This is a genomic window from Paraburkholderia sp. GW821-FHT02A12, assembly GCF_059422005.1.
The window spans coordinates 3448595-3461493 of sequence record NZ_JBWKWA010000002.1 but is presented as its reverse complement, the minus strand read 5'-3'; the positions used below and the strand labels follow the sequence as shown (position 1 = coordinate 3461493).

Here is a 12899-nt window from a genome sequence, read left to right as displayed (position 1 = left end):
ATTTCGCATCCGTCACCGGTCCTCGTTCCCTCTGCGAAATCAGGGGCCCTTCAGGAGAAGACCCCGAAACCGGCGCCGACAATGCCCGCGACGCACACGACCGCTGCAATCCCAGTGATGAGCCACAAGTAAGCTCCACGAGGCCGATGCTGGCAAGGCAGCGCGGCGACGCTGAGGGCGATGAGTAATCCAACCACGAGTGGCAGCATCAACGCGTTGACAACCTGCGCCGCAACGTTAAGCGAAACGAGGTTCGGCGCCAGCCAGACGACGTAAGCACTGCCGGCTACCGAGGCGACATACACCCCGTAGAACCACGGGGCGCTCGCGGGCCGGTCTTCAAGTGACCGTCTGTATCCCGCCACTTCACCCAGCCCCCAGGCCAGAGACAGCGAACAGACAATGGCGGCCACCATCGATGCGCCGAGAACGCCGGCACTGAAGAGAAGGCGTCCCGCGTGTGGACCCACTACGGTCGCGAGAGCGTTACTGATTTCGCCAACGCTTTGCAGGGAACGTAGGTGACCACTTCCCGATAGCGTTGCCGCTGCAGCGACAAGGACCGCCGCCGTCAGCAGCTGCGTGAGGACCGCACCAACGGCCGTTTCGACCCGAGCCGCCGTGTAGTCTCTCGGAGTGAGTTTTTTATCCGCCACCGCCGCTTGCTGATAGAAGACCATCCACGGATTGAACGTCGCGCCAATGAGCGCAGCCGCAAGGTATCCAAACTGGTGATTGGCGAGCGGGAGGGTAGCCATTTGCCGGAACAGGTCGTGGACGTTCGGGTGCGCCTTCCACACCACAACGAAAAACATCAATTCGAAGGCCCCAATGACCATTGCGACCTTGTCTACGCGTCGATGCGAGCCTGAGAGCACGACGGCTATCAGGGTGACGACGGCAAGCGGTAACGTAATGGACCGGGAGACGCCATACATCTCTCCCACGCCAGCTACCCCAGTGAACTCAGTCACAAGCGAGCCGAGCACGGCAACGACCAGTCCGAGTGCCGATACCCACGCCCACAGTGGTCCAAAATTCGAGCGGATGAGTTCGCCGTGACCTCGCCCGGTGAAAATGCCAAGCCGGACAGTGAGTTCCTGGACCATGTAAAGCAGAGGGATGAGGCCCAGCAGCACAACCAGAAGTTGAAGACCCCATTGCGCGCCGGCCTGCGCTGCCGTTACAACATTTCCGGCATCGCAGTCAGCGAGCATCACGAGCAGTCCCGGTCCCCACAAAGCGACCCATCGCAGACCGGGCGAGACCTTTGGTTTGAGCAGCGAGGAGTCAGTCATGCTTTCTGAAAGGAAGCGAAGGTAGTATTCGGCGACTGATTTTAGCGTGACATGTACCGTCGGCAGGCACGCGGTACCCATCAACCACCTTACACGGTCGAGCATCCAGGTGCGCCGCCGCTGCCGCTGCGCCAGCGCTGACCCGCACAGCACAATATATCGAGGGTTCGAAATGGATACGTACATCGAAGGAACTGCTACAAGCTAGACCTCCTGCTTGTGCAGGGCCCCCAGTCCTATCAGACGCGGACAAGGTAAGAAACGGCGTTCATTTATTTCATTTAACTTACGACACCCCTATGTCCTCATCTGCGACCAGTACCGTTACTCCGACCGTTAACGCCGCGCCCAGTCTGGTCCTTGGCGCCATCGGCGTAGTTTTTGGAGACATCGGAACGAGCCCGCTGTACACATTGCGCGAATGTTTAAAAGCCGCAGGCGGCATCAGTCAGACCAATGTGTTTGGCATCGTATCGCTGATTCTCTGGTCAATACTCGTTGTGGTCACGCTGAAGTACGTCAGCTTCGTCATGCGCGCGGACAACGATGGTGAAGGGGGGATCCTCGCGCTCACGGCGCTGGCTTCCCGCGTCGCGCCCGTGCGACTGCGCCAGGTACTACTCACGCTCGGCGTGTTTGGCGCCGCAATGTTTTATGGCGACTCAATGATTACGCCCGCCATTTCCGTCATTTCAGCGGTGGAAGGCGTGACGCTGGTGGACCCCCATCTGACGACCTGGATAGTACCCATCTCGCTTGTCATCCTCACTGGCCTGTTCAAACTTCAGAAGCGTGGTACAGGTACGGTCGGGAAAGTGTTTGGGCCCGTGATGATTGTGTGGTTCGTCACCCTGGCTGTGCTGGGTATATCCCATATCGCCGACAACCCAGGCATTGCGCGAGCTGCATCGCCGCTTTACGCGGTGAGCTTCGTTGCGCATGCTCCCGGCACCGCGTTTGTGGTCCTGGGGTCAGTGTTTCTTGCCCTGACAGGAGGCGAAGCGCTATACGCGGACATGGGTCACTTCGGCAAGAAGCCGATTCGCCTTGCCTGGCTGCTCCTCGTGCTACCCAGCCTGGTCCTCAATTACTTTGGCCAGGCCGCACTCGTTCTGACGAATCCCGCGGCGGTGGCGCAACCTTTCTTCGAGTCGGCTCCCAGCTGGGCGCTCGTGCCTCTGGTCCTGCTGGCCACTGCAGCAACCATCATCGCGTCCCAGGCCGTGATTTCCGGCGCATTCTCGATGACAAAGCAGGCAGTCCAACTCGGCCTGTTGCCCCGCATTCCCGTCGTCCACACGTCGACGCACGAGGTGGGTCAGGTCTACGTGCCGTTCATCAACGTGTCGCTCTACGCCGCGGTCGTGTTTCTCGTCGTGTTCTTCAAGTCTTCCGATAACCTGGCAGCCGCCTATGGCATTGCAGTCGCGTCGACCATGCTGCTGACCACCCTGCTGATGTATTTCATTACCCACTGTCTGTGGAACTGGAAGCCGGCCGCGACACTGGCTGTCATTGGCCCTTTGGCGCTTATCGATGTAGTGTTCGTGTCGAGCAATGCCAGCAAGGTCCTCGACGGCGGATGGTTTCCGTTGCTGGCGGGCGGCGCGTTGTTCACCGTGATGACGACCTGGCATCGGGGACGCGAGGTGGTAGTCGAACGAATGAGAAGTGAGAACATACCGCTGCCGGAACTCATCCATTCGCTGTGTGACGGCTCATATCCGCCGCCTCGCGTTGAAGGCACGGCGGTATTTCCCGGCGGTGTGGCCGGTATGACGCCGACCGCATTCATGCACAATCTCAAGCACAACCGGGTGATGCATCGAATCAACATCTTCCTGGCCGGCACGACAGACAACGTGCCCCATGTACCAGACAACGAGAAGGCTGTGGTGGAAAACCTGGGCCACGGATGCTACTCAGTCACGGTCCGTCATGGCTTCATGGAGATTCCCAACGTCCCGGCGATTCTTCATCTTGTCGAGAAACGGATACCTGACTGGCAATACGAGCCAGCGGACACGTCGTTCTTTCTGGCACGCGACACAGTCCTCGCGACAGGAGAAAGCAAAGCCATGTCGCTATGGCGCGAGAAGCTCTTCGCTTTTATGGGGCGAAACGCGGCGCAGGCGGCCGAGTACTACAGTCTGCCGGCGAACCGTGTCGTAGAACTGGGCGGGCAGATAAATTTGTAGTTTTGCGTGCGGCAACTGGGCGGTAACCCAGCTGCCTCGGTTGGACCACGCTTGAGCGGCCCAGGCACAGGCGAGCCGCTTCATTTAAGCGCCTTCGCAGGTGCATCAACATGATGGAGTATGCGCATGGAATTCGGCGATAAGGACGAGCCGCTCGAAACCCGGCTGGTACAGGTGCGTGGCGAGGTGCAGGGTATCGGCTATCGGGAGGCGTGCGTACGCCGCGCCAGAGCGCTGGGCGTAACCGGCTGGGTTCGCAACCGGATGGATGGTTCGGTAGAGGCGATGCTGCAGGGCTCTCCGGAGCAGTTGGCGACCATGTGTGCCTGGCTCAGCGAGGGTATGTCCGCAGCGCTGGTCGACGAGATCGAAGTAACCGAGGTGCAGCCGCCGTTTGCCCGCTTTGACAACTTTGAGCGTCTGCCCACCCAGTGAGTGGTAGCAGGCAGCGACAGTTGGAGGACTCGCTTTACCGCCGTCACTGCACCCGCCGCGTATTTTCTGTTTCCCGGGTGGCCATAGCGATGTCCCGCGGACATTACCAGGAACGGGAACAAGCGTCGTAAGAGCGGTTTCCTTGCCGGCTATTACATAGCCTTTCTGGTCAGCGGGTTACCATACTAACTTTGCAAATGGGCCGACCAGATTCGGGCGCCAGTCCTCTCGCGCAGGCCGGCGAAGGATGGCAGAAACGCGTCGACGCATCTACTGTAGAACTTTCCAGCCGGAGCCAGTTGTGATCAGCGTACCAGTCGAGGCCGTAGTGCCGGGTGACACGGCTGTGTTTGTGGCGCGTCAACCGATCATGGATCGGGCTGGTCGCGTTGTCGCGTACGAACTTCTGTTCAGGGATGGGCCTATCGGGGTGGGCCGGATCGACGACCTGCGCTGTACGACAGCGGTGGTGGAGCGCGCAGTGGGCTCGATCGGTCTCGAGCGACTTGTCGGGAACAAGGCCGCCTTTCTTAACTGCCCACACGATTTTCTGTTCTCGAACTACCCCGATGTGCTGCCGGCGTCACGTTTCGTTCTGGAGATACTGGAGTCGGTCGAACCGAGTTCGGTCCTCTCGCGGCGATGCAGCGAGTTACGAGGCGCGGGCTTCCAGCTGGCGCTGGACGATGTCCGGACCATGACCGACGATATCCGGTGGTTTCTTCCGTCTGTCGACATCGTCAAGATCGACTGGCCGTTCGTGGAGCGCGCCGAACTACCGGAGCTGGTCAGCCAGCTCAAACGTGCGGGAAAGGTCGTGCTCGCCGAGAAGGTTGAGCATGCGGAGGATGCGGAACTTGCCCGGCAGCTCGGTTGTGATCTGCTGCAGGGCTATTATTTCGCGAAGCCGCAGATTCTTTCCGGCAAGCGCTCGATGCCCCCGGTGAAGGCCATCCTTCATGTGTTCGACCTGGTCGGCAGCGATGCCCCCCTGGATAGTATTGCCCGGGCGTTGAAAGAGACGCCGATGCTGGTAGCCCAACTGTTGCGGCTGGCAAACAGCAGCGAACAGCCTAACGGTAAAACGGAGCGCATTTCATCGCTGAAGCAGGCCCTCTCGATAGCCGGCAGCCGCAGGCTTCTGCATTGGTGCGGACTTCTGCTTTACGCGAACCGCGACGGGCTTCCGGTCGAGGAGGATCCGCTCGCCTTGCTCGCACAGCGACGGGCACATTTCATGGAAGAGGCGATCGACGCGATGGCGGACGGACCGCGTTCGCTGGTGGCCACGGCATATCTTACGGGCATGCTGTCGCTACTACATGTCGCGTGTCACATGGAGCTCCGCGCCTTTGTCGATGAGTTACCCGTTTCTGATTCCATCCGCGAGGCCATCCTGAACGGCGGCGGCGTACTCGGCGAGCTGCTGTCGATTGCTGCGCTGCTTGAACGGGGCGATGCGGGCGCGGCGACTGTGAGGCTTCAACGGCTGGTGGCCTCTCCCGCAGAGCTTCAGAAGATCATCGAGTGTTATTGACATCGTCTCAAACGACACGAGGTCTGAGCCGGCCGTCCATCCAGCACATTTCAACTCGCGAACGTCTGCTATCGAGCGAGGCGACTCAATATTCCACGAGGATGGTAACGCGGCGATTCGCGGCTCGCGCTGCCGGAGCGTCTCCGATAATCAAGGGGAAGTTATCAGCCCGACCGATCGCGGCCATTCTGTGGGCTTCGATCCCTTTGTCGGCAAAGAATCGAACCACGGCGCCTGCCCGTGCGGACGACAGTTCCCAGTTGGATTCGTATTTCACCGTTGATATCGGCAGACTGTCCGTGTGGCCTTCTACGAGGATGTTGTTTTTTGAGTGGTCGCGCAGCACCACGGCGACCTGGTTCAACACGTCGAAAGATTCCGGCAACAAACGCGCGTCGCCCGAGTTGAACAAAACTTTCGCGTTGATTGCGATTTCAACGCCCTGTGAGGCATTCGAAATCGTAATCTGCTGTTTCTCTTGAAGCGGCTCTAACAAAGAAAGAAGCTGCCTCCTTGCGACATCTGGCGCTCCGGGCGCAGCAACAGCAGCGTTAGCGTTGCCGGCACCCGTCACCTCCTTCACCGCGTGACGCTCGAGAGTCTTTATTTCAAGCTCTCTATTTTTCGCCAACTGCAGTGCATAAAGTGCAAGGAACAACACCATAAGCGTGGTGATGAGGTCGGCGTAGGAAATCAGCCAGCGCCCGGACTGTTCCTCCTCGGCATCGTCGCCTTTCTGATAGCCCGCTTTGTCTGACGCAAGGCGCTTGTTACCCAAGGAGGTATTCATACATGAAACGTCTGTTTCCAAATTGCGTTTGAATGGGCGTCCAGCAACATTCGCCAACTGAGCGAGACCGGCTATCCCAGCAACTCAGCCGATCTTTCGCGGACGTCGCCCGCCAGCCGGGTTTCGATCGTGTGGGGCGACTCCTTGCGGGATATCGCGAGCAAGCCGTCGAGGTATAAACGCCTGAAGCGCAACTCGCTATCTACCTGCGCCCTTATCTTTCCGTACAACGGCAGAAAGATCAGGTTCGCCAACGCGAGGCCGTAAAGCGTTGCCACAAAAGCGACGGCGATACCTTGCCCGAGCTGCGCGGGCTCGAGCATATGACCCGTGACCTGAATGAGGCCGAGCACAGCCCCGAGGATCCCGAACGTCGGCGCGTAGCCCCCCGCCTGCTGCCATATCCGTGCCGCCGCCATGTGATTGCGCTCATACGCATCCAGTTCTCTTTGCAAGGCGTCTTCGAGCACGGTGGTCGATACGCCGTTTGCCAGAAGCTCCAATCCTTTTTTGGCGAAAGGATTGATTCCGCCGGCCTCTATCGACTCGAACGCCAGCATGCCGTTCAGTTTCGCCTGATCGCCCCATTCGAGCAGGACGGACAAGCTTTCCCGGTCGACCTGCCGCGCTTTCACAAAAGCCAGGCGCAGTTGCTTGACGCCGTCATAAAACCTTGCCCAGGTATTCTGGATCATCACCGCGCCGAGGGTCCCTCCCAGGACGATGACAAATGCCTCCAGCTGAAAAAGGGAGGTGAAGCGCCCACCCTCGAGCGAGAATCCGGCAACGATGGCCGTCACGCCGAACAACGCGCCAAATAGCGTCAAAAGATCCATACATCCTCTCGAACGGCCGCTCCAGCCATTGGACCCGAAGCGAACACAGCCTGCTGTCCTTGCACCAGGTGTCAGGCATCCAGCCTGGAAAGCGGCGCTGTATTGGCCGCCGGAGATTTGATCGCTCGCACGATCTCGAGAAATCGCTGCTCGATCTCGGCAATCTCGATAGGATCGATCTTGATGTCACGCCGCATGACCCACGACACTTCCTTTTTTCTAGCCTCGGTCATCACCGAAAGCAGGCGTTCGGCAACAGGCTGATCCGTCAGGGCGGAGAGCAGTTTCGCGAGGTCGTAGGTGTCGAAAGCGCTCACGGCTTCGAACAAGGCTCGCTGGTCGACAAACGCCAGATCGTCCAGCGATTTCAGGTCGCCCGGACCACGGGAATTTCGCCGGGAAAAATACGTGACACCCTTTTCCTCGACGTAATTCAATACCTTGGTCTTGCGAAACGCGAAGATATCTTCTGCAATTTCCGCATGGGACAGCTTGTTGAGAATCAGCTTCTTCTCGACGCCGATCAGGGCTTCCAGGTCAGCCAGTTCGATCAGTTCCAGTTCACTGCCGATCGAGATGTCGAGATCGTGGTCCGCCACCTGCTGAGCCCGCTCCGTGATCCGTACAGGATCGAACGTAACAAGCTGTCGGCTCGTTGCGCCGTCGTGCGCCGAATATCGCGCCGAGGTGTTGCTCAGGCGCTCGGAGCCGCCCGGTTCGAGCGTAACGAGGTTGAGTTTCTCCATCCGCTTGAGTATGGCCATCACATGCGGACGGGAATGGCCGGCAATCGCATGGCACTTCTTGATGACTTCGGGCAAGGGCACCGAGAACTCTTCTCCTTGAGCGCGGCGCATGCGTCCATCCAGTCTGTCCGCGTTCTCATTACCCGCCATCAGAGCCAGAACGTGAGCATACGAGAGAACCCCAGGCAGGAAATCCGCATGCGTATAGGTGGCAAGGACATCGTCCTTCTTCTTCACCCGCCGAATCATGGTGCGCACGATATGGCGAAGCAGCGGCGATACGCGCTCAAGCTCCTCTTCCACCACGTTTGCTGCGATGACGGTCAATTGACAGAAGCTCAGTGCTTTCGCGGTGTGCGCTCGCGGTTCGGCCGGCAACAAAGCCGCTTCGCCGAAAAACTCGCCCTTTCCTAGCGTGGCAAGAATGACCTTTTTTTCGTCGCACTGAGTGGAGATTTCGACTTTGCCGTCAGCGATGACGTAGATGACGGCGTCGCCCGCGAAGCCTTCGGAATAGATGACTTCGCCCGGAGCCGCTGTCCGCGACCATGGCGATCGTTGGTGGTTCAAGATTCATTCCCCCGAAGAGCTATTTCCTCGTTCAGTTCGCTCCTTCCCGAGGCGCGAGCATGCCCGATGGTCCCGATTTGTTTGACTGTATAACGACATGCAAGACGCAAATCTTTAGCACGCGAGAATCATCAGACATGGTGACGTCATGCAGACTGACTGACGCAAACGTTTGGCGCGAGGGAAGGGGGCGCCAATGCCGTGGGGCTCGCTCGCGTACGCGAAGCAACATGGTGCCGGCCGGTTCGTGGTGGTCGGCACGTTGTTGGCGTACGCGTCAAACGCGCAGTCGTTCCGTTGCGCATTATTGGTCAGCCTTCTCGAAAGGCAGCTTCCAGACGGTCACGGTATTTGTGTTGTCGTCGACCGCGGCAAAACGCACGAACTCTTGCCGCGGCTGCGTGAACGCCAGTCCGAATGCACCATCTGGAGCCGGGTCGATGGAAAGCTGAGCGACGAAGCGGCCTTGCGGCGTGAATTCGACGATTTCGCTCGGCTGATTCGGATCGCTGTTGATCGCATCGCCGTTCGCGACGAACAGATGGCCGTTCGGTCCGAGGGTTAGCGCGATCGGGCCGTGGAGATGAGCATTGTCCGCATAGATCAGCACCCCTTTGCCACCGTCGTGCTGCGAATTGCCTGCGCCGAATACCGCGAAGATCGCGTTATCGACGGTGGACGCGACATAGAGTACGTCGCGCTGCGGATCGTAGGCGAGTCCGGTCGGGCCTACGACCAGTGCCGCGGGATCGCTGCGAAACGGGTAGCCAGAGGCGATCTGGGTGGCGCGGTTGAGGTGGACGCCGTTGTCGTCGACGCTCACATCGAGGCGCACAACCGTCCCGTTGAGCACGTTCGACACGAAGACCTTCGCCTGGTCACCCCGATCGAAGATCGTCAGATCCCAGGGCCCGTCGATCTTCGCCGTCGCAGGCGTCCATTGCGCGACGATGCCGCCGGTTCGATTCAGCACCAGCAGCACGCCGGGCTTGATCGTCTTGAAGGTGCCATCCGTGGTCGGCACGCTGCCAACCAGCACGAAGCCGCCCTTGAGCACACCGAGCGCGGTGCTCAGGCCGAGACCGGGGGCACCCCCAAAGAACGTGACCGGCTTGTCGTTCGGCACGATCTTGACGATTGTCGTGCCGGTGCCCTGCAGATTCTGCGCGTTGTTGAAATTCGACACCAGCAGGTCGCCTGCGGCGATCGTGCCGAAACTGGGGAATCCGTCGGGCACGAAGGCGGCGCCGTACGGATTGAGGTCACCGTTGGCAGGCACCGTCGACGAGGTGACGAACGACGGCGGGAGCAGCGGCGTGAGCTCGCCGGCAAGGGCGGGGCCCGCTGGGGACAGGGCGAGACTGGCGCTGTACAGCGTGGCCAGCAGCAGGTATCTCAGCGTGCGGCCTTTTGAACGGGCAACGCGGGGGCAGGGTTGCCGGTCGATTGTCGGATTGAAGCCGTGTATGACGGGGTTCATGACTGGGCTCTCCAAGAAAGCCGCGGGGCGGGCGCGTTGTTGTCGCTGCACGCAATGCGTGCCGGCCGCCGCTAGCGAACCTCGCCCGTGCCCACGCGACGGGCACCAGCACCGCCGTCCTGCGACTCGAACGGAACGCGCGTCGCGCAGCGTCGGCAACGGTGGGGCGAATCCTGCAAACCGGGCAAATACAGACCCCTTGTCGGCGGGTGCGTGGCAAGCGAGGCGTGCTTCATTTCATGCGCAACGGAACTGGATCGTCCGATGGCACACGCGGATGCAGATGAGTAAACGGCTGGCAGGGACAAATATTCCGTCGTGGAGAGACCCTCGGTGCAGCGATGGGTTGAACTGAACCGTCCTCCGCTTTGAATGACCGCGACAACGCGCATCAGAGGGACGCACCTGGCGTACGTGGCGGTGCCATTGTCAGTCCTGGTTGTTTCGCTGGCCCATGGTGTGCGCGTTTGGTCACAAACATGCCGTCCGATCCCAGCAAGTCGTTGTGTATGCACTCGTGAAACCACCGTTCGCGGCAAACGAAAAACTGCGCTGATTGGGAGCATGGCCGCCGTCGATTGCAAGCTGCTGCAACTATGGATAGTTAGACGCTTCTATCCGGCCACCACGCGATTGCGGCCGTTGTGCTTGGCCCGGTATAGCCGCTCATCGGCGACTCGTAAGAGGGTGTCGATCGTGTCGCCGTCGCGGCCGAATTCGGAGATGCCAACACTGACGGTAACGGCGACGGCCCGCCCGGTTACGGTATAAAGCTCCTCGCTAGCCACGGCGCCCCGGACGCGCTCCGCGATCGAACGGGCCACGTCTAGCGCGGCTTTGGGCAGCAGCACCATAAACTCTTCGCCACCGACCCGCGCCACGCCGTCATAGGGGCGAATGGCGTCGAGGCATTTCTGCACGAATCGCTGCAACACCTCGTCACCCACCTGATGGCCGTAGTTGTCGTTGATCAATTTGAAGTGGTCGAGATCCAGCGCCAGCAGCGAGAACGGCGCACCGCCTCGCTTGGCACGTGCGATTTCCGCCTCCACTTGTTGAATAAACTCGCGCCGGTTCGCGGCACCCGTCAGGGGATCGGTCGCGGCGAGGTGCTCGAGCTTGTGATTGGTGCGTTGGAGCTCCTGCAGCGCGCTTTCTGTGCGCGCCATCGCCTCGGCGAGGCGAGCCATCAGTTCTTCCTGACTGTAGATCGACGAAAAGGACTGCGTCGTGCGAAACGCCTGAACGACGCCATAACTCAGCAGGAAAAAACCGGAGGCGAAGATCGCGTGCGCCAGCCACCACATGTGATTCCAAGGCTTGCCGAGAATGAACGCGAGAGACGCGAGCGCGAAGGAGGTAATCGAGATGCCGTAGATCACCATCAGCGGCGAGCGAATGCGACGGAGCATCAGCGTCATGACGTTCAGCGTCGAGAAGATGAGCGCACCGCCTTCCATCGACAGTCGCACTGAGAGGCTGCCCGCGATCGGCGAGTTCGCGATGAGTCCAACGACCAGGTCGATCAGGACGAACACGGCGATCGCGGTCAGCCACGGGCGCGGCTTCGAGCGCCGCTCGACCGCGTGCGGCGCGCGGCGATACGAGAGAAGCCCGACCAACAGCAGCACCGACATCACCAGACGCGATGCCGGTCCGTAGAGCAGGAACAGCCAGATATTGTGGTGAGCCATGCCGGTGAACGCGCCGTGCAGCGCATAGACCAGCACAAAGCCTAGAAAGCCCAACGTCAGCCACCGCAACAGCGGTTCACCCGACGACAGATAACAACGCCAGGTCACATAGGTGACAAACAGCCCCTCGAGCGTCGCCGCCGCGATCGCGATTTCGTGGAACGCGTGGTTTTCGAACTTCAGACTCGGGTCTTGAAAGAAAGCCAGATAAGCAATCAGGTAGGCGGGAATAAGTGCAAAACCAATGACCAACAAAGCCGAGTAGACCTTGGTCACGGTCCCAATGATGCGGGGCGGCCCTTCGATTGAGATAATCGTGCTCATGTGCCCGTCTCCGACAATATTGCTGTGGTTTTTCGCATCGCCGAGCGATTGACGCGTGAATCGGCCGACTCGGACGCGGGACCGTGCCGTCGTGCGGAGCCAAGCATACCGCGCAGCGGACTACCTTCAGGCAATTGGAAGTATAAGCGTCAGGTTTCATCTGACAAGGGTGTCCAAACGGACTGCGATTCGCGTCGGCGACACATCGGTCGCGCAATCGACTCCTGATATTCCGTGCAGTTGCCTTCTGAAATCGCCTTCTGCAATCGCGAGCAGCCTCTTCGCAGCATCCAGGCTAATCGTCGCGCTGTCCCGCACACGCCGCAAGCCCGACGCGCATCGGCATTGACGTGCACGCGACGCCAACCGGGCGGGCCGGAAACGGCCGTCATGTCATCTGAGATTGACTCGAGCAGACCTGTTGCTCCAAAACAAACAGCCACCGAGAGATCTGTTTGTCATGGCAGGACATCTTTTTCCTCCCGCCCTTCGAAAGCGTCGAAACGGCCCACGCGAGATTTTTTATTTGTCTTTGTTTTCATGCGGTTGGGTGAATTTTCTCGGCTCGCGATTCGAGATTGGCACACCCTATGCATTTGTGCCTGTGAGCGCAACGAATAGTGCTCTTTCCCAAACCGAACCAAACCCAAGGAGATTTACCATGACCTCGCTGATGATCAAAGACCTCGCACACTCCGAAGAACTGTCCGCCAAGGCCCTTTCGGCTGTACGCGGCGGCAGCAACTACAACGTCGGAAACCTCAACGCTGCGTTGGGCGGCGGCTTCGCCAGCCCGGGCATCGTGGTGGCGCCGGTCACCCAGACCGACACGCACACGAAGGTCGAGATTCCGACCGTCCAGAATTTTGGCGGCCTGCAGTTTGTCGCACTGTGAGTTAAGCGGATTGGAGAGTCTCTCTGACCGGGGACGCCGTTCACCCCTCTCCGGGGACTCTCCACCACTTGCGCCGAATCGTGCTTTTCCAAATTG

10 protein-coding genes and 1 pseudogene are annotated in these 12899 nt (G+C 59.8%); 4 read left to right on the top strand and 7 right to left on the bottom strand.

Going from position 1 to position 12899, the window contains the following annotated elements:
- Window positions 1-50 precede the first annotated feature (50 nt).
- The gene (locus AC07WT_RS37040; protein WP_494950789.1) at window positions 51-1484 is read right to left on the bottom strand and encodes an NRAMP family divalent metal transporter; all 1434 of its coding nucleotides are present in this window, start codon (window positions 1482-1484) and stop codon (window positions 51-53) included.
- A gap of 113 nt (window positions 1485-1597) precedes the next feature.
- Between AC07WT_RS37040 and AC07WT_RS37035 the strand changes: the two genes are divergently transcribed.
- The 3 genes from AC07WT_RS37035 to AC07WT_RS37025 all read left to right on the top strand — a co-directional run bounded on the left by AC07WT_RS37035 (window position 1598) and on the right by AC07WT_RS37025 (window position 5468).
- Complete coding sequence (locus AC07WT_RS37035; RefSeq protein ID WP_494950788.1) at window positions 1598-3496, top strand: potassium transporter Kup; 1899 nt, start codon at window positions 1598-1600, stop codon at window positions 3494-3496.
- Between the two features lie 126 nt (window positions 3497-3622).
- Window positions 3623-3931: an acylphosphatase gene (locus tag AC07WT_RS37030; RefSeq protein ID WP_492596028.1), complete on the top strand. Its 309-nt coding sequence runs from the start codon at window positions 3623-3625 to the stop codon at window positions 3929-3931.
- Window positions 3932-4232: 301 nt separating this feature from the next.
- A complete protein-coding gene (locus tag AC07WT_RS37025) occupies window positions 4233-5468 on the top strand; it encodes an EAL and HDOD domain-containing protein (protein ID WP_494950787.1) in 1236 nt (411 codons plus the stop codon).
- Between the two features lie 85 nt (window positions 5469-5553).
- On the opposite strand, the gene AC07WT_RS37020 is transcribed toward AC07WT_RS37025, so the two are convergent.
- From AC07WT_RS37020 to AC07WT_RS36995, 6 genes and pseudogenes are all read right to left on the bottom strand, one after another.
- Window positions 5554-6258, bottom strand: coding sequence for an OmpA family protein (locus AC07WT_RS37020; RefSeq protein WP_494950786.1), 705 nt, complete (start codon window positions 6256-6258; stop codon window positions 5554-5556).
- A gap of 71 nt (window positions 6259-6329) precedes the next feature.
- Window positions 6330-7094, bottom strand: coding sequence for a flagellar motor protein (locus tag AC07WT_RS37015; protein ID WP_494950785.1), 765 nt, complete (start codon window positions 7092-7094; stop codon window positions 6330-6332).
- A 71-nt stretch (window positions 7095-7165) separates the two neighbouring features.
- On the bottom strand, window positions 7166-8410 hold the full coding sequence (locus AC07WT_RS37010) for a Crp/Fnr family transcriptional regulator (RefSeq protein WP_494950784.1): 1245 nt from the start codon (window positions 8408-8410) through the stop codon (window positions 7166-7168).
- Window positions 8411-8714: 304 nt separating this feature from the next.
- Complete coding sequence (locus AC07WT_RS37005) at window positions 8715-9890, bottom strand: NHL repeat-containing protein (RefSeq protein ID WP_494950783.1); 1176 nt, start codon at window positions 9888-9890, stop codon at window positions 8715-8717.
- Window positions 9891-10347: 457 nt separating this feature from the next.
- Window positions 10348-10431 (bottom strand): annotated as a pseudogene (locus AC07WT_RS37000) (acyl-CoA thioesterase); the annotation flags it as partial.
- A 73-nt stretch (window positions 10432-10504) separates the two neighbouring features.
- The gene (locus AC07WT_RS36995) at window positions 10505-11908 is read right to left on the bottom strand and encodes a GGDEF domain-containing protein (protein ID WP_494950782.1); all 1404 of its coding nucleotides are present in this window, start codon (window positions 11906-11908) and stop codon (window positions 10505-10507) included.
- Between the two features lie 661 nt (window positions 11909-12569).
- On the opposite strand from AC07WT_RS36995, the gene AC07WT_RS36990 reads away from it, so the two are divergent.
- A complete protein-coding gene (locus AC07WT_RS36990; protein ID WP_494950781.1) occupies window positions 12570-12803 on the top strand; it encodes a hypothetical protein in 234 nt (77 codons plus the stop codon).
- The last annotated feature ends 96 nt before the right edge of the window (window positions 12804-12899 follow it).

Bases quoted from the DNA above. Each gene is read 5' to 3' on its own strand.
- AC07WT_RS36990 (WP_494950781.1), top strand. From the start codon at position 12,570: ATGACCTCGCTGATGATCAAAGACCTCGCACACTCCGAAGAACTGTCC.
- AC07WT_RS36995 (WP_494950782.1), bottom strand. From the start codon at position 11,908: ATGAGCACGATTATCTCAATCGAAGGGCCGCCCCGCATCATTGGGACC.
- AC07WT_RS37020 (WP_494950786.1), bottom strand. From the start codon at position 6,258: ATGAATACCTCCTTGGGTAACAAGCGCCTTGCGTCAGACAAAGCGGGC.
- AC07WT_RS37035 (WP_494950788.1), top strand. From the start codon at position 1,598: ATGTCCTCATCTGCGACCAGTACCGTTACTCCGACCGTTAACGCCGCG.
- AC07WT_RS37040 (WP_494950789.1), bottom strand. From the start codon at position 1,484: ATGTACGTATCCATTTCGAACCCTCGATATATTGTGCTGTGCGGGTCA.
- AC07WT_RS37030 (WP_492596028.1), top strand. From the start codon at position 3,623: ATGGAATTCGGCGATAAGGACGAGCCGCTCGAAACCCGGCTGGTACAG.
- AC07WT_RS37005 (WP_494950783.1), bottom strand. From the start codon at position 9,890: ATGAACCCCGTCATACACGGCTTCAATCCGACAATCGACCGGCAACCC.
- AC07WT_RS37015 (WP_494950785.1), bottom strand. From the start codon at position 7,094: ATGGATCTTTTGACGCTATTTGGCGCGTTGTTCGGCGTGACGGCCATC.